This is a genomic window from Denitromonas iodatirespirans (assembly GCF_018524365.1).
In the GTDB taxonomy this organism is placed as follows: Bacteria; Pseudomonadota; Gammaproteobacteria; order Burkholderiales; family Rhodocyclaceae; genus Nitrogeniibacter; species Nitrogeniibacter iodatirespirans.
Window position 1 is genome coordinate 49,565 of the sequence record NZ_JAEKFT010000012.1, and the last position, 16,389, is coordinate 65,953.

A 16,389-nucleotide genomic window follows, 5' to 3' on the forward strand; every position below is an offset into this window, starting at 1 on the left:
TCTTCGTCACGGTACTAGTCGAATCGACTACCGAGCTTATTCTGCCATACGCGTGCAAGGCCGAGCAATTCGCTGTCGGCTTTTTGCAACACTTGTTTGCCCAATACGCGCGCCTGTCCGGCGATCCAGACATCTGACACGTGTTCGCGGCCCGCGCAATATACAAGATGGGACACGGGGTCGAAGCAGGGTTGTGTTTCAAATGGTGACAGATCGACCGCGCACAGATCGGCCCATTTTCCGCTTTCGAGACTGCCGATTTCATTTTCCATGCCCAGGGCGCGTGCGCCGTCGAGCGTGGCCATGCGCAGCGCCGTGGCGGCGGGCACGGCGGCGGCGTCGAGGGTGCTGACTTTGGCCAGCAGGGCGGCCATCCGCATTTCTTGGAAGATGTCGAGTCGATTATTGCTGGCCGCGCCGTCGGTGCCGAGGCCGACGGTGACACCGTGATTCAACGCGGCAGCGACTGGGGCGATGCCGGAGGCGAGTTTCATGTTGGAGGTCGGGCAGTGCGCAATGGCGGCACCGTGGCGGGCGAGGGTCTGGATTTCGGCCGGCGTCAGATGCACGGCGTGCACGCCGATGAGCTGACTGTCGACCACCCCCAGGCGGGCCAGCCGCTCCAAGGGGCGCTCACCGTATTGTTTGAGGCTGTCTTCGATTTCCTGGGCGGTTTCGTGGATGTGGATGTGAATCGGCAGATCCAGTTCGTTGGCGAGGCTGACGATCCGCTGGAACGTGGTGTCGGATACGGTGTAGGGCGCATGGGGCGCCAGGGTGAAACGCAGCAGTGGATGGCCGCGCCAGGCGTCTCGGGCGGCGAGGCCCTTGCTGAGATATTCGTCGGCGCTGGCGGCGTAAGGGGTCGGGAAATCGATGGTGGTGATGCCGATTACGCTGCGCATGCCCATGAGGTCGAAGGCTTCGGCGGCGGCGGCGGGGTGGAAATACATTTCGTTGCAGGTGGTGATGCCGCCACGCAACATTTCGGCGGCGGCCAGCAGGGTGCCGTCACGCACGAAGGCCGAGCTGATGTGTTTTGCCTCGGTCGGCCAAATGGCGGTCTGGAGCCAGGCCATGAGCGGGAGGTCGTCGGCGATGCCGCGCATGAGCGTCATGGCGGCATGGGTGTGCAGATTGATCAGGCCTGGCAACAGCGCGTGGTCGGGCAGCTGCTTTTCGGTGTGGGCGTGAAAGCGCTCCCGGGCGATATCGGTCGGCACGATGTCGACAATGCGGCCGTCGCGCACGGCGACGCTGTGGCGGGGGAGGACGGTGTTTCCGGCGTCGACCGGAATCACCCATCGGGCACTGATCAGCAGGTCGATCGGTTCGCTCATGGGTTGGGAGACTCTGACAGTAGCGGAGGGAACCGGCATTCAAGCCCGTGGCTCGGCAAAGATCAAGCGGGCGCGATGGCGCGGGGCGCCGGAAGCGGCTCGAGGCGGTTGCGGCGCGACCGTCCGGGCGCAAGTTTGAGGGATGCGACGTGGTAATATTCCCCTCTTTTGAACGCCGCCTTTTCAGGCATGCCGACAGCCATGGATCAATTCGCCAAAGAGACCCTTCCGATCAGCCTTGAGGAAGAGATGCGTCATGCCTATCTCGACTACGCGATGAGCGTGATCGTGGGGCGGGCGCTGCCAGATGTGAGGGACGGTCTCAAGCCGGTGCACCGGCGTGTGCTGTTTGCCATGCACGAGGCCAACAATGCGTGGAACCGGCCCTATGTGAAGTGTGCGCGGGTGGTCGGTGAGGTGATGGGTAAGTACCACCCGCACGGCGACTCGGCCATTTACGACACGCTGGTGCGCATGGCGCAGAACTTCTCGCTGCGCTACATGCTGGTGGACGGCCAGGGCAACTTCGGTTCCATCGACGGCGACAACGCGGCGGCGATGCGTTACACCGAGTGCCGCCAGGCACGTGTGGCCAGCGAGCTACTGTCGGACATCGACAAGGAAACGGTCAACTTCGTTCCCAACTACGACGGCAAGGAGCGCGAGCCGGCGGTGTTGCCGGCGCGGATCCCGAACCTGCTGATCAATGGCTCGTCGGGCATCGCGGTGGGCATGGCGACCAATATCCCGCCGCACAACCTGCGCGAGGTGATCGATGCCTGCCTGCTGCTGCTCAATGCGCCGGACACCGACATCGAGGAGCTGATCCGCATCGTCAAGGCGCCGGACTTCCCGACTGCGGGCCTGATCTACGGCCTGTCGGGCGTGCATGACGGCTACCGCACCGGCCGCGGCCGGGTGGTGATGCGGGCGCGCACCCATTTCGAGGATCTGGAGCGCGGCAACCGTCAGGCGATCATCGTCGACGAGATGCCCTACCAGGTGAACAAGCGCGCCTTGCTCGAGCGCATTGCCGAACTGGTGAACGAGAAGAAGATCGACGGTATCTCGGAGATCCGCGACGAGTCCGACAAATCCGGCATGCGGGTGGTGATCGAGCTCAAGCGCGGCGAAGTGCCCGAGGTCGTGCTCAACAACCTGTTCAAGCAGACGCAGTTGCAGGACACCTTCGGCATGAACATGGTGGCGCTGGTCGATGGCCGCCCCAAGGTGCTCAACCTGCACCAGATGCTCGACTGCTTCCTGCAGCACCGGCGCGAGGTCGTCACCCGCCGCACCATCTATGAACTGCGCAAGGCGCGCGAGCGTGGCCATGTGCTCGAAGGTCTGGCGGTGGCGCTGTCGAATGTCGACGAGGTGATCGCGCTGATCAAGGCGGCGCCGACGCCGGCCGACGCCAAAGAGGGCCTGATGACGCGTATCTGGCGCTCGCCGCTGGTCGAGGAGATGCTCGCCCGTGCCGTGGCCGATCGCGAAGCCTTCCGCCCGGCGGGCCTGCCGGCCGAGTTCGGCCTGCTCGACGACGGCTACCGCCTCTCCGAAGCGCAGGCTCAGGCGATCCTCGAATTGCGCCTACAGCGCCTGACCGGGCTGGAGCAGGACAAGATCGTGGCCGAGTACCGCGAGGTGATGGAAACCATCGCCGACCTGCTCGACATCCTGGCGCGCCCGGAGCGGGTGACCGCCATCATCGGCGAGGAACTGGCGGCGATCCGCGAGCAGTATGGCGACGAGCGCCGCTCCGAGGTCGTGCTCGACACTGCCGACATCAATATAGAAGACCTGATTGCGCCCGAAGACATGGTGGTGACCTTGTCGCACACCGGCTACTTCAAGCGCCAGCGCCTGGCCGACTACCGCGCCCAGCGCCGCGGCGGCCGCGGCAAGCAGGCCACGGCGATGAAAGACGACGACTTCATCGACCGCCTGTTCGTGGCCAACACCCACGACACCATCATGTGCTTCTCGAACCGCGGCCGCGCCTACTGGCTCAAGGTGTACGAGGTGCCCGAAGGCACGCGCAACTCGCGCGGCAAGCCGATCGTGAACCTGTTCCCGCTGTTCGAGGGCGAAAAGATCACCGCGGTGCTGCCGGTCAAGGCTTTCGACGAGGACCACTTCGTCTTCATGGCGACCTCGCGCGGCACGGTCAAGAAGACCCCGCTGTCCGATTTCTCCAACCCGCGCAAGGCCGGCATCATCGCCGTGGGGCTGGACGAAGACGACTACCTGATCGGCGTGGCGATCACCGACGGCCAATGCGACGTGATGCTGTTCTCCGATGCCGGCAAGGCGGTGCGCTTTGCCGAGACCGACGTGCGCCCGATGGGCCGCACGGCGCGCGGGGTGCGCGGCATGATGCTCGAATCCGGTCAGCAGGTGATCAGCATGCTGGTGGCCGACGACGAGAGCTGGTCGGTGCTCACCGCCACCGTCAATGGCTACGGCAAGCGCACCCCGATCAGCGAATACACCCGCCACGGCCGCGGCACCAAGGGCATGATCGCCATCCAGTCGTCCGAGCGCAACGGCAAGCTGGTCGGCGCGGTGCTGGTCAAGCCGGAGAACGAGATCATGCTGATCTCGACCGGTGGCGTGCTGATCCGCACCAAGGTCGAACATATCCGCGAAATGGGCCGTTCGACCCAGGGCGTGACGCTGATCTCGCTCGACGACGGCACCCACTTGGCCGGTATCGAGCCGGTGGCCGAGACCGAGGATGAAGACGAATTCCTCGAAGACAGCATCGCGACCGCCGAAGGGGAGGGCATGGTGGCCGATGTGCCGCCCCCGGCCGGCGAGGCGGATGCCTCGGAAGACGAAACTCCCGACGGAGCCGAATGATGTCGCGTGTGTTCAATTTCAGCCCCGGTCCTGCGGCGCTGCCGGAATCGGTGCTGCGCCGTGCCGCCGAGGAGATGCTCGACTGGCACGGCACAGGCGTCAGCGTGATGGAGATGAGCCATCGCAGCCCGGCCTTCCAGTCGATCTACGAGCAGGCCGAAGCCGACCTGCGCGAGCTGCTGGCGGTGCCGCCCAACTACCGCATCCTGTTCATGCAGGGCGGGGCGATCGCCGAGAACGCGCTGGTGCCGATGAACCTGCTGGGCGACAAGCGCGGCGCGGATTACATCGTGACAGGCGCGTGGTCGAACAAGTCGCAGAAGGAAGCGCGGCGCTATTGCGAGGTGAACATCGCTGCTTCGACCGAAGCGTCCGGCTTCAACACCGTGCCGGCGATGCAAGACTGGCAATTGTCGGCCGACCCCGCCTATCTGTTCGTCTGCACCAACGAGACCATCGACGGCGTGGAGTTCGGCTTCGATCCCGATCTGCGCGAGATCGGTCGTGGCGAGGTGCCGGTGGTGGCGGATGTGTCCTCGCACATCCTGTCGCGCAAGGTGGATGTTTCCCGCTACGGCGTACTGTTCGGCGGCGCGCAGAAGAACATCGGACCGGCCGGTCTGACCATCGTCATCGTGCGTGAGGACTTGCTCGGCCGTGCCCACAAGGATTGCCCGACCGCCTTCGACTACAAGCTCGTGGCCGACAACAACTCGATGTACAACACGCCGCCGACCTACGCTATCTATATCGCCGGGCTGGTGTTTCAGTGGTTGCGTGCCCACGGCGGGGTTGAATCCATCGAGGGGATCAACCGGGAAAAAGCCGCGCGCCTGTACGACTTCATCGACCAGAGCGCCTTCTACGAGAACCGGGTCGATCCGCGCTATCGCTCGCGCATGAACGTGCCTTTCTTCCTCGCCGACGAGTCGCTCAATGCCGCCTTCCTCGCGCAAAGTGCGGCGGCCGGTCTGGTGCAGCTGAAAGGGCACAAGTCGGTGGGCGGCATGCGCGCTTCCATTTACAACGCGATGCCGCTGGCCGGCGTCGAGGCATTGGTCGATTTCATGCGGGACTTTGAAAGGCGGAACGGGTGATGGCTGACGGGATGAGCGAAGAGCAGGAACTGCTCAAGCTGCGTAACGAGATCGATGCAATCGACGACCAGCTGCTGGCCAGCATCTCGCGCCGCGGCCAGCTGGCGCAGCGCGTGGGCGAGATCAAACAGGGCAACATCTACCGCCCCGAGCGCGAGGCCCAGGTGCTGCGCCGGCTGGCCGATCAGAACCCCGGCCCGCTGCCGTCGGTGGCGGTGCAGCGTATCTTCCGCGAGCTGATGTCAGCCTGCCTGGCGCTCGAGCAACCGCTCAAGGTGGCCTATCTCGGGCCCGCCGGCACCTTCTCCGAGAGTGCCTCGCGCAAGCATTTCGGCAGCGCGCCGACCTTCATGCCGATGCTGGCCATCGACGACGTCTTCCGTTCGGTCGAGGCTGGTAGCGTCGACTACGGCGTGGTGCCGGTGGAGAACTCCACCGAAGGCGCTATCGGCCGCACGCTCGATCTGCTGCTGCTCAACCCGCTCAAGATCTGCGGCGAGGTCAAGCTGCGCATTCATCAACACCTGATGTCCAAGGCCGACGGTCTGGGCGCGGCGCGGCGCGTGTATTCGCATGCGCAGAGCCTGGCGCAGTGCCAGGAGTGGCTGAACCGCAATCTGCCATCGCTGCCGCGGGTACCGGTGGCGAGCAACGCCGAGGCGGCCCGGCTGGCGGCGGAAGACCCCGAGTCGGTGGCCATTGCCGGCGAAGCGGCGGCCGAGTTGTATGGCCTCAACATCCTGGCCGGCAACATTGAAGACGACCCCAACAACACCACGCGCTTCCTGGTCATTTGCCAGCACGACGCCGGCCCCTCGGGCAAGGACAAGACCTCGCTGGTGTGCTCCACGCCCAACCGTGCCGGCGCCATGCACCGCCTGCTCCAGCCCCTGGCCGAGCATGGCGTGAGCATGACCAAGCTGCAGTCGCGGCCGGCGCGTTCGGGCTTGTGGGAGTATGTGTACTACATCGATTTCGAAGGCCATCAGAGCGAGCCCAAGGTGATCGCGGCGCTGGCCGATCTTGAGCACAACGCGAGTTTCGTGAAAGTGCTGGGCTCGTATCCGGTGGCCGCCCTATAAGGCCCGCCGTCGAGACCTGGACACACAGAGACACGACGCAGCAAGGAAACCTCGCCATGTCGATCGCCGAGCAGGCACCGGCCTACATTCGAGCCATTTCTCCCTACCAGCCGGGCAAGCCGATATCTGAACTGGCGCGCGACATGGGCCTGGTCGAGGCGAGCATCGTCAAGCTCGCCTCCAACGAGAACCCGCTGGGCATCAGCCCCAAGGCCAAGGAGGCGATCGCCCGCGCCGTGCAGGATCTGGCGCGCTACCCCGACGGCAACGGCTTTGAACTCAAGGCGGCGCTGTCCGAGCGCACCGGCGTGCCGATGAGCGGCATCGTGCTCGGCAACGGCTCCAACGACGTGCTCGAACTGGTGGCCCGCACCTTCCTTACGCCGGGCGCCGAAGCGGTGCTGTCGCAGCATGCCTTCGCCGTCTATCCGCTGGCCACCATGGCCGTCGGTGCCAAACCGGTGGTCGTGCCGGCCAAGGATTTCGGCCATGATCTCGATGCCATGGCAGCCGCCGTCACCGACAAGACTGGCGTGGTGTTTATCGCCAACCCGAACAATCCGACCGGCAGCTTCCTGCCCGGAGACCGACTCCAAGCCTTTCTCGAAAAGATGCCCGAGCGGGTGCTGGTGGTGCTGGACGAGGCCTACACCGAATACCTGCCCGATGCCGATCGCTATGACGCCATCGGCTGGCTGACGCGCTTCCCCAACCTGCTGGTGACGCGCACCTTCTCCAAGGCCTACGGGCTGGCCGGTCTGAGGGTCGGCTACGGGCTGGGCGATGCGGGCGTGGTCGATCTGCTCAACCGGGTGCGTCAGCCGTTCAACGTCAACAGCCTGGCGCTGGCCGCGGCGACGGCGGCGCTTGGCGATGAAGAGTTCCTCGCCAAGAGCGCCGCGCTCAATCAACGCGGCATGAACCAACTCACCCGCGCCTTCGAGGCGATGTCGCTCAGTTGGCTCCCCTCCTGGGGCAACTTCGTCACCGTCAAGGTGGGCGACGGCGACACGGTCTATCGCGCACTGCTCGCCGAGGGGGTGATCGTGCGGCCGATCGCAAGCTACGGCATGCCCGAATGGCTGCGCGTGTCGATCGGCCTGCCCGAAGAAAACGCGCGCTTCATCGACGCCCTCAAGCGGGTTCTGGTCGGATGACGGCAGCCATTGTCACCCCGGTTCGCCGGCTGGTCGTCTGTGGCGCCGGCCTGATCGGCGGCTCGTTTGCGCTGGCCCTGAAGGCCGCCGGACTGGTCGAGCGGGTGGTGGGGATCGGTCGCACCCGCGCCTCGCTCGAACGTGCCCGTGAGCTCGGCGTCGTCGACGAGATCGCGCTCGACTGGCCGACCGCGCTGGCCGGCGCCGATGTCGTCCTGCTGGCCATGCCCGTCGGCCAGTCGAACGACGTGATGGCCGCCATGGCGCCACATCTGGCCGCCGAGACCCTGGTCACCGACGCCGGCAGTACCAAGCGGGACGTGATCGAAGCCATCTATGCCCACCTGGACGGCCATCTGGGCCAGGTGGTGCCGGCTCATCCGATTGCGGGCGCCGAGAAGAGCGGGGCGGACGCCGCCTTCGCAACGCTTTACCGCGGCCGCAACGTGGTGGTGACGCCTCTTCCCGAAAACGATCCGGCCGCCGTGCAGCGGATACGTGCGCTCTGGGAGGCCTGTGGCGCCACCGTGCGCGAAATGAGCCCGCAGGACCATGACCGCGTGTTTGCTGCGGTCAGCCACCTGCCGCATCTCCTGGCCTTCGGCCTGGTGCACGATCTGGCCGGCCGGGCCAATGCCGAGCAGCTGTTCAGTTTCGCCGCCAGCGGGTTTCGCGACTTCACCCGCATCGCCGGCAGCCACCCCGAAATGTGGCGCGACATCTGCTTGGCCAATCGCCACGCGCTGCTGGCCGAACTCGACCAGTACCTCGGTGAGCTGGCCTACCTTCGCGCCCTGCTGATGTCCGGCGACGGCGACCGCCTCGAAACCTTGTTCGGCGAGGCCCGCGAGGCACGTAACCGCTGGGCCGAAAAAACCTTTCCCTCTTGATCTTACGGATGTTGCAACGTGGAAACCCTTGATCTTCCGCCGATGATCCGGGCGGCTGGCACCGTCCGCCTGCCGGGCTCGAAGAGCATCTCCAACCGGGTGCTGCTGCTCGCCGCGCTGGCCGACGGGCAGACCCGGGTGCACGATCTGCTGCGCTCGGACGACACCGAGCGCATGCTGGAGGCGCTGCGCACGCTGGGCGTGAATTGGCAGTGCGATGCCGCCAGTGGTGCCTATCGGGTCGATGGCGTGGCCGGCCGCTTCCCGGTGACCGAGGCCGACCTGTTTCTCGGCAATGCCGGCACCGCGTTCCGCCCGCTGACGGCCGCCTTGGCGCTGTCCGGCGGTAACTACCGGTTGTCGGGCGTGCCGCGCATGCACGAGCGACCGATCGGCGATCTGGTCGATGCGCTGTCGCAGCTTGGCGCCGCGATCACCTACACCGGCAATGCCGGCTATCCGCCGCTGAGCATCGGCAAGGGCGCCATTCGCGCCGGCGGCACGGTGTCGGTGCGCGGCGATGTCTCCAGCCAATTCCTCACCGCGCTCTTGATGGCCGCGCCGCTCACCGGTGTCGAGATCCACATCGAAGTGGTCGGCGAGCTGATTTCCAAGCCCTACATCGAGATCACCCTGAACCTGATGGCGCGCTTTGGCGTGACGGTCACGCGTGAGGGGTGGCAGCGTTTCACCGTGCCGGGGGGCGTGCGCTACCGGAGCCCGGGCGACATTCATGTCGAGGGCGATGCGTCGTCGGCCTCGTACTTTCTGGCTGCGGGCGCCGTCGGTGGTGGGCCGGTGCGGGTCGAAGGCGTGGGCCGCGACAGCATCCAGGGCGACGTGCGCTTTGCCGAGGCGATCGCCCAACTCGGCGTCGAGGTGACGCTGGGCGACACCTGGATCGAGGCGCGCGGCCCGGCCGATGGTCGCCTCAAGGCCTTCGACATGGATCTCAACCACATCCCCGATGCCGCCATGACGCTGGCGGTGATGGCGGTGTTCTGCGATGGCCCTTGCCATTTGCGCAACATCGCCAGCTGGCGGGTCAAGGAAACCGACCGCATCGCCGCGATGGCCACCGAGTTGCGCAAGCTCGGTGTCGAGGTCGAGGAATTCGACGACGCGCTGCGGGTTGTTCCGCCGACCGAGCTGCGCCATGCGGCCATCGATACCTACGACGATCACCGCATGGCGATGTGCTTCTCGTTGATCAGCCTCGCCGGCGTGGGCGTCACGATCAATGACCCCGCCTGCGTGAACAAGACCTTTCCCGTCTACTTCGACGCCTATCGCAGCATCACCGAAGCCGTGCCGGTGATCGCCATCGACGGGCCCTCGGCCTCGGGCAAGGGTACGGTGGCGGCGCGCGTGGCCGAGGCGCTCGGCTACCACTATCTCGACAGCGGCTCGCTCTACCGGCTGGTGGCGCTGGCCGCGATCCAGGCCGATGCCGGTGACGATCCCGCCGCCGTGGCGGCGCTGGCCGAAGCGCTGCCGGCCGAGTTCGTGGGCGGGCGGATCCTGCTCTCCGGCGCCGACGTGACCGATGCCATTCGCAGCGAAGACTGCGCGGCCATGGCCTCCAAAGTGGCTGCCATTCCGGCGGTGCGCGATGCGCTGCTCGAGCGCCAGCGCGCCTATCGACGTGCGCCGGGGCTGGTGGCCGAAGGGCGCGACATGGGCTCGGTGGTTTTTCCGGACGCCGCGAACAAGTTCTTCCTCACCGCCTCGGTGACGGCGCGGGCGGAGCGGCGCTATAAGCAGTTGATGGAAAAGGGTTTGCCTGCTAATATCGACAGTCTTTCAGAGGAGCTTTCCTTGCGTGACGCGCGAGACGCAGCGCGCAGTGTGGCGCCTTTGATGAAACTGCCGGACGCCATCCTTGTCGAGACCTCAGACATGAGCATCGACGAAGCCGTCCGGTTCGTGACCGAGCGGATCGCCTGAGCGGCCCGCCGATCTGTATGTGTGCCGGTCCGTTGACCGGTGTGTTCATCCACTAACCCGCTGTCCTTGCGGCAGCACCAGGTCTTTTTTATGTCCATTCCCACCCCCGATATGTCCATGGAAAGCTTTGCCGAACTGTTCGAGGAAAGCCTTGCGCGTCAGGAGATGCGTACGGGCGAAGTGATCACCGCCGAGGTGGTCCGCATCGACCAGAATTTCGTTGTCGTGAACGCCGGCCTGAAGTCCGAAAGCTATGTGCCGGTCGAAGAGTTCCGCAACGACCACGGCGAGCTTGAAGTCAAGGAAGGCGATTATGTCCAGGTCGCCATCGATGCGCTCGAAGACGGCTATGGCGAAACCCGCCTGTCGCGCGACAAGGCCAAGCGCATTGCCGCCTGGAACGACCTGGAGCTCGCGCTCAACGAAGGCACGCTGGTCAACGGCGTGGTCAGCGGCCGCGTCAAAGGTGGCCTGACCGTCATGACCCACGGCATCCGCGCGTTCCTGCCGGGTTCGCTGGTCGACATGCGTCCGGTCAAGGACACCGCCCCGTACGAGGGCAAGGAATTCGAGTTCAAGGTCATCAAGCTCGACCGCAAGCGCAACAACGTGGTCGTGTCCCGTCGTGCCGTGCTCGAAGAGACCATGGGCGAAGAGCGTGACAAGCTGCTCGAGAACCTGGCCGAAGGTCAGGTCGTCAAGGGCATCGTCAAGAACATCACCGACTACGGCGCGTTCGTGGATCTGGGTGGCATCGACGGTCTGCTGCACATCACCGACCTGGCCTGGCGCCGTGTGCGTCACCCGTCGGAAGTGGTTGCCGTCGGCGACGAGCTCGAAGCCAAAGTGCTCAAGTTCGACCGCGAGCGTTGCCGCGTGTCGCTGGGCCTCAAGCAGCTGGGCGAAGATCCGTGGGTGGGCATCGCCCGTCGTTACCCCACCGGTACCCGTCTGTTCGGCAAGGTCACCAACATCACCGACTACGGCGCGTTCGTCGAAGTGGAGCAGGGCATCGAAGGCCTGGTGCACGTCTCCGAGATGGACTGGACCAACAAGAACATCCACCCGAACAAGGTCGTCCAGCTGGGCGACGAGGTCGAGGTGATGATCCTCGACATCGACGAAGAGCGTCGTCGTATCTCCCTGGGCATGAAGCAGTGCATGGCCAACCCGTGGGACGAGTTCGCCATGAACTTCAAGAAGGGCGACAAAGTCTCCGGTCAGATCAAGTCGATCACCGACTTCGGCGTGTTCATCGGCCTGGATGGCGGCATCGACGGCCTGGTTCACCTGTCCGACCTGTCGTGGTCCGAGCAGGGCGAAGAAGCCGTGCGTCGCTTCAAGAAAGGTGACGAAGTCGAAGCCGTGGTGCTGGCCATCGACGTCGAGCGCGAGCGTATCTCGCTGGGCATCAAGCAGCTCGATGGGGATCCCTTCACCAACTTCATCGCCACCCACGACAAGAACAGCCTCGTGCGCGGCACCGTGAAGACGGTCGACGCCCGTGGCGCCGTGATCTCGCTGGGTGACGACATCGAAGGCTACCTGCGTGTGTCCGAAGCGGCCCCGCATCGCATCGATGATCTGACCAGCGTGCTCAAGGAAGGCGACGAAGTCGAGGCCATGATCATCAACGTGGATCGCAAGTCCCGTTCGATCAACCTGTCGATCAAGGCCAAGGATCAGGCCGAGACCTCCGACGCCATGCAGAAACTGGCTGCCGAGAGCTCTGCCGCGACGGGCACCACCAGTCTGGGTGCGCTGCTCAAGGCGAAGCTGGACGAGCAGAAGCAATAACACACGGTGCCGTCATGACCAAATCGGAGCTCATTGCGCGACTGGCGGCACGTTTTCCGCAGTTGGTTGCCAAGGATGCCGATTACGCTGTCAAGATGATTCTCGATGCGATGACCGATTCACTGTCTCGGGGTGATCGCATCGAGATTCGCGGCTTCGGCAGCTTTGCACTCAATTACCGCCCGCCCCGCATGGGACGCAATCCGAAATCCGGCGAACGGGTCGAGGTTGCGGAAAAACATGTGCCGCATTTCAAGGCGGGCAAGGAATTGCGGGAACGTGTGGATCTGTCCGATTGATCGGTGCAGATCGTGTCATTGAAGAAGGCGGTTTCGACCGCCTTCTTTTTTGGCTGTGAGTCGGCCATAATCCCTCCCTATGCGAATCATTGTCTGGATTATCCGTCTGGCGGTCTTCCTCGTTCTGTTCGGCTTTGCCGTCAAGAACGACCAGTTCATTACCCTGAATTTCTACATGGGCAAGCAATGGCAGTTGCCCCTGGTATTCGTCATTCTCGTGGCATTCGCCGCCGGTGCGTTGGTCGGAGTCACGGCCACGCTGTCGTCCCTGGTGCGCCAGCGCCGGGAAATCGGCCGCTTGCGCAAGGCGTTGCGCAAGGCCGAGGCTGAGGTCAAGTCGACGGTCGGTACGGCGGTCGTGCCGCGACCGGACGGGGACGCGCCGGAAGCGTTCTGATCTCCATGGAAATCGAATTCTGGTGGTTGCTGGCCCTGCCGCTGTTCTTTGCCCTGGGCTGGATGGCGGCGCGGATCGATATCCGGCATGTCATGAAAGAGTCGCGCAGTCTGCCGCGCTCTTACCTCAACGGACTGAATTTCCTGCTCAACGAGCAGCCCGACAAGGCCATCGATGCCTTCATCGAGGCGGTGCGCATCGATCCCGATACGGTCGAGCTGCATTTTGCGCTGGGCAGCCTGTTTCGCCGCCGTGGCGAAACCGAGCGCGCCATCCGCATGCACCAACATCTGGTCGACCGCGAAGACCTGAGCGAAGCGCAGCGTCTGCAGGCATTGGCCGAGCTCGGTCAGGATTACCTCAAGGCCGGTCTGCTGGATCGCGCGGAAGCCGTCTTTTTGCGGCTGCGCAAGACGCCGCTCGACGATGTGGCCCTGCGCGATCTGCTCGAAATCTACCAGCAGGAAAAAGACTGGCCCAAGGCCATCGACGTGGCCAAGGCCTTGCCGGACCACGAAAGCGTGTGGTGGCGCAAGGAAATGGCCAATTTCCATTGCGAACTGGCCTCCGATGCGCTGGCCGATTCGCGCCTCGACGAGGCTGAAGCCATCATCGAGACCGCGTTGGCGGTCAATCCGCGCTCCGTGCGTGGCAGCCTGCTCAAGGGCGACCTGGCGGCCCGACGTGGCCATCTCGACGATGCCGTTGCCGCGTGGAAGCGCATCGAAAGCCAGGACGCCTTGTACCTGTCGCTGGCCGCCGAGCGCCTGATGAAGGCCTATGACAAGATGGGCCGTGTCGCCGATGGGCTGGAGTTGCTGCGCGCCTATCTCGAGCGCCACCCGTCGCTCGATCTGCTCGACGTGGCCTTCGACTGGACGCTGAAGCAGGCCGGCTCGCTCAGCGCTTATGACCTGGTGCGTGAAGAGTTGCGCCGCAATCCCAGCGTGTTGGGGCTGGACAAGATGCTCGAAGCGGCCCTGGTCGCGGCGCCCACCGAGTTGCGTCCGGATATCGAACTGGTGCGCCAGCTGGTGCACAGCCACACGCGCCGTGTCGCCCGATATCGCTGCAACAGCTGCGGTTTCAAGGCCCGGCAGTTCTACTGGCGTTGTCCGGCCTGCGGCGGTTGGGAGACGACGCCGCCGCGCCGCACGGAAGAATATGATCTGGTGCCATGAGCGGTGCGTCTGCCGTGGTGCAAGCAATGAGGACTGAAAAATGAAAGTAACCGTCATCGGTACAGGCTATGTGGGCCTGGTGTCGGGCGCCTGCCTGGCGGACGTGGGTAACGATGTGCTGTGCCTGGATGTGGATCCGGCCAAGGTCAAGATTCTCGAGGACGGCGGCATTCCCATTCACGAGCCGGGGTTGCTCGAAATCGTGCGTCGCAACGTCGAAGCCGGCCGGCTGTCCTTCACCACCGACATCGACAAGGCCGCCAAGTGGGGCGTGATCCAGTTCATCGCCGTCGGCACGCCACCGGACGAGGATGGCTCGGCCGACCTCAAGTACGTGCTGGCCGCGGCCCGCAACATCGGCAAGCACATGGACGGCTACCGGGTGATCGTGGACAAGTCCACGGTGCCGGTCGGCACGGCCGACAAGGTGCGGGCCGCCGTGGCCGAGGAGCTGGCCAATCGTGGCAGCGCCGCCATCGAATTCAGCGTGGTATCGAACCCCGAGTTCCTCAAGGAAGGCGCGGCGATCGAAGACTTCATGCGCCCGGACCGCATCGTGGTCGGTGCCGAAGACGCGCAGGCCATCGACCTGATGCGCCAGCTCTACGCCCCGTTCCAGCGCAATCACGACCGCCTGGTGTTCATGGACGTGCGCAGCGCCGAGCTGACCAAGTACGCGGCCAACGCCATGCTGGCGACCCGCATCAGCTTCATGAACGAACTGGCCAACCTGGCCGAGACGCTGGGCGCCGACATCGAGTTGGTGCGCCAGGGCATCGGCTCCGATCCGCGTATCGGCTGGCACTTCCTGTATGCCGGTTGCGGCTACGGGGGCTCGTGCTTCCCGAAAGATGTGAAGGCGCTGATCCGCACCGGCAGCGAGCACGGCCATGAGCTCAAGCTGCTCGGCGCCGTCGAGGCCGCCAACGAGGTGCAGAAGCATGTGCTGGTCGACAAGATCGTGCGCCGCTTCGGCGAAGACCTCACCGGCCGCCATTTCGCGCTGTGGGGGCTGGCCTTCAAACCCAACACCGACGATATGCGCGATGCGCCCAGCCGGGTGATCATCCATGAGCTGTTCAAGCGCGGTGCGACGGTCGCGGCCTATGATCCGGTGGCGATGCAGGAAGCCGAACGCATCTTCGGCGACGAGTCGCGCCTGAGCTACGCCGGCCGTCCGAAGAGCGCCCTCGACAATGCCGACGCGCTGGTGATCGTCACCGAGTGGAAGGAATTCCGCAGCCCGGACTTCGAGGCCATCAAGTCGCGCCTCAAGCAACCGGTGATCTTCGACGGGCGCAACATGTATGACCCGGCGCTGATCCGCGGCGAAGGCATCGAGTATTTCGGTATCGGGCGCGTCTGACATGAGCGCTCGTGACCGTCTGCCGGAGACCTCGGCAGCGCGGATCCTGGTGGTCGGCGATGTCATGCTCGACCGCTACTGGTTCGGCGACGTGAGCCGGATTTCACCCGAAGCGCCGGTACCGGTGGTGCGCATGATGCGCTCGGAAGACCGCCCCGGCGGCGCTGCCAACGTGGCGCGCAACGTGCGGGCGCTGGGCGCGCAGGTCTCCCTGTTGTCGGTGGTCGGCCGGGACGAGGCGGCCGACAGCCTGGACCGTCTGCTGGCCGAGGCCGGCGTGGGCGCTCATCTGTTTCGCGACGACAGTGTGCACACCACGCTCAAGCTGCGGGTGATCGGCCGCAGCCAGCAGTTGCTGCGGATCGACTTCGAGCAGCGTCCGCATGCCGACGTGCTGGCGGCCAAGCTCGATACCTTCAAACAGCTGCTGGGGACGCACGATCTGGTGCTGATCTCCGATTACGACAAGGGCGCGCTGGACCATGCGGAAGCGATGATCCAGCTGGCCAAGGCCGCCGGCAAGCCCGTGCTGGTCGATCCCAAGGGCGACGATTTCACCCGCTATGCCGGGGCCACGGCCTTGACGCCGAACCGCGGCGAGTTGCAGGACATCGTCGGGCGCTGGCGCTCGGAAGAGGACCTGGCGGCACGCGTGGACGCCCTGCGCCGGGAGCTGTCGATCGAGGCGGTGCTGCTGACCCGCTCCGAAGAGGGGATGACCCTGTTCGACAAAGACGGTGTGGTGCATGAACCGACGCGCGCGCGGGAGGTCTTCGATGTGTCGGGTGCCGGCGATACGGTGATCGCCACGTTTGCGGTCATGCTGGCGTGCGGATTGAACTCGGCCGACGCCATGCACTGGGCCAATCAGGCCGCCGGCATCGTGGTCGGCAAACTGGGGACGGCCGTGGTCTCGCTCGACGAGCTGCGCGCCGGCCTGTCTTGATTCGCTCGCCAATAGGTGGAAGAAA

At 64.9% G+C, this 16,389-nt stretch carries 13 protein-coding genes; 12 read left to right on the forward strand and 1 reads right to left on the reverse strand.

What is annotated here, in order from left to right; genetic code table 11:
• Positions 1–14: 14 nt before the first annotated feature.
• The gene (locus I8J34_RS12205; protein ID WP_214361688.1) at positions 15–1,340 is read right to left on the reverse strand and encodes a TRZ/ATZ family hydrolase; all 1,326 of its coding nucleotides are present in this window, start codon (positions 1,338–1,340) and stop codon (positions 15–17) included.
• Between the two features lie 201 nt (positions 1,341–1,541).
• On the opposite strand from I8J34_RS12205, the gene gyrA reads away from it, so the two are divergent.
• From gyrA to rfaE1, 12 genes are all read left to right on the forward strand, one after another.
• Positions 1,542–4,205, forward strand: a complete 2,664-nt coding sequence (gene gyrA / locus I8J34_RS12210; RefSeq protein ID WP_214361689.1) for a DNA gyrase subunit A — start codon at positions 1,542–1,544, stop codon at positions 4,203–4,205.
• Entirely contained in the window at positions 4,205–5,302 is a 1,098-nt protein-coding gene (gene serC / locus I8J34_RS12215) for a 3-phosphoserine/phosphohydroxythreonine transaminase (RefSeq protein WP_214361690.1), read from the forward strand. The genes gyrA and serC overlap by 1 nt, the downstream gene beginning before the upstream one ends.
• Positions 5,302–6,384 carry a prephenate dehydratase gene (gene pheA, locus I8J34_RS12220; RefSeq protein WP_370661887.1) on the forward strand — a complete coding sequence of 361 codons (1,083 nt, stop codon included), beginning with the start codon at positions 5,302–5,304 and terminating at the stop codon, positions 6,382–6,384. Before serC ends, pheA begins: the two co-directional genes overlap by 1 nt.
• 56 nt (positions 6,385–6,440) lie before the next feature.
• Complete coding sequence (gene hisC, locus I8J34_RS12225) at positions 6,441–7,541, forward strand: histidinol-phosphate transaminase (protein ID WP_214361691.1); 1,101 nt, start codon at positions 6,441–6,443, stop codon at positions 7,539–7,541.
• Positions 7,538–8,431, forward strand: a complete 894-nt coding sequence (locus tag I8J34_RS12230; RefSeq protein WP_214361692.1) for a prephenate dehydrogenase — start codon at positions 7,538–7,540, stop codon at positions 8,429–8,431. Before hisC ends, I8J34_RS12230 begins: the two co-directional genes overlap by 4 nt.
• 18 nt (positions 8,432–8,449) lie before the next feature.
• Complete coding sequence (locus I8J34_RS12235) at positions 8,450–10,378, forward strand: bifunctional 3-phosphoshikimate 1-carboxyvinyltransferase/cytidylate kinase (protein ID WP_214361693.1); 1,929 nt, start codon at positions 8,450–8,452, stop codon at positions 10,376–10,378.
• A 117-nt stretch (positions 10,379–10,495) separates the two neighbouring features.
• Positions 10,496–12,175 carry a 30S ribosomal protein S1 gene (gene rpsA / locus I8J34_RS12240; RefSeq protein WP_230411816.1) on the forward strand — a complete coding sequence of 560 codons (1,680 nt, stop codon included), beginning with the start codon at positions 10,496–10,498 and terminating at the stop codon, positions 12,173–12,175.
• 14 nt (positions 12,176–12,189) lie between these two features.
• On the forward strand, positions 12,190–12,474 hold the full coding sequence (locus I8J34_RS12245) for an integration host factor subunit beta (protein WP_214361695.1): 285 nt from the start codon (positions 12,190–12,192) through the stop codon (positions 12,472–12,474).
• Between the two features lie 79 nt (positions 12,475–12,553).
• A complete protein-coding gene (locus I8J34_RS12250; RefSeq protein WP_214361696.1) occupies positions 12,554–12,871 on the forward strand; it encodes a LapA family protein in 318 nt (105 codons plus the stop codon).
• Positions 12,872–12,876: 5 nt separating this feature from the next.
• Positions 12,877–14,052 (forward strand): lipopolysaccharide assembly protein LapB, encoded by a 1,176-nt coding sequence (gene lapB / locus I8J34_RS12255; protein ID WP_214361697.1) that lies wholly within the window; start codon positions 12,877–12,879, stop codon positions 14,050–14,052.
• A 40-nt stretch (positions 14,053–14,092) separates the two neighbouring features.
• Complete coding sequence (locus I8J34_RS12260; protein WP_214361698.1) at positions 14,093–15,418, forward strand: UDP-glucose dehydrogenase family protein; 1,326 nt, start codon at positions 14,093–14,095, stop codon at positions 15,416–15,418.
• Position 15,419: 1 nt separating this feature from the next.
• The gene (gene rfaE1 / locus I8J34_RS12265; RefSeq protein WP_214361699.1) at positions 15,420–16,364 is read left to right on the forward strand and encodes a D-glycero-beta-D-manno-heptose-7-phosphate kinase; all 945 of its coding nucleotides are present in this window, start codon (positions 15,420–15,422) and stop codon (positions 16,362–16,364) included.
• Positions 16,365–16,389: the final 25 nt, after the last annotated feature.

Coding starts and splice junctions, on each gene's coding strand:
- I8J34_RS12260 (WP_214361698.1), top strand. CDS start 14,093: ATGAAAGTAACCGTCATCGGTACAGGCTATGTGGGCCTGGTGTCGGGC.
- hisC (WP_214361691.1), top strand. CDS start 6,441: ATGTCGATCGCCGAGCAGGCACCGGCCTACATTCGAGCCATTTCTCCC.
- I8J34_RS12250 (WP_214361696.1), top strand. CDS start 12,554: ATGCGAATCATTGTCTGGATTATCCGTCTGGCGGTCTTCCTCGTTCTG.
- I8J34_RS12205 (WP_214361688.1), bottom strand. CDS start 1,340: ATGAGCGAACCGATCGACCTGCTGATCAGTGCCCGATGGGTGATTCCG.
- gyrA (WP_214361689.1), top strand. CDS start 1,542: ATGGATCAATTCGCCAAAGAGACCCTTCCGATCAGCCTTGAGGAAGAG.
- rfaE1 (WP_214361699.1), top strand. CDS start 15,420: ATGAGCGCTCGTGACCGTCTGCCGGAGACCTCGGCAGCGCGGATCCTG.
- pheA (WP_370661887.1), top strand. CDS start 5,302: ATGGCTGACGGGATGAGCGAAGAGCAGGAACTGCTCAAGCTGCGTAAC.
- I8J34_RS12230 (WP_214361692.1), top strand. CDS start 7,538: ATGACGGCAGCCATTGTCACCCCGGTTCGCCGGCTGGTCGTCTGTGGC.
- rpsA (WP_230411816.1), top strand. CDS start 10,496: ATGGAAAGCTTTGCCGAACTGTTCGAGGAAAGCCTTGCGCGTCAGGAG.
- I8J34_RS12245 (WP_214361695.1), top strand. CDS start 12,190: ATGACCAAATCGGAGCTCATTGCGCGACTGGCGGCACGTTTTCCGCAG.
- lapB (WP_214361697.1), top strand. CDS start 12,877: ATGGAAATCGAATTCTGGTGGTTGCTGGCCCTGCCGCTGTTCTTTGCC.
- serC (WP_214361690.1), top strand. CDS start 4,205: ATGTCGCGTGTGTTCAATTTCAGCCCCGGTCCTGCGGCGCTGCCGGAA.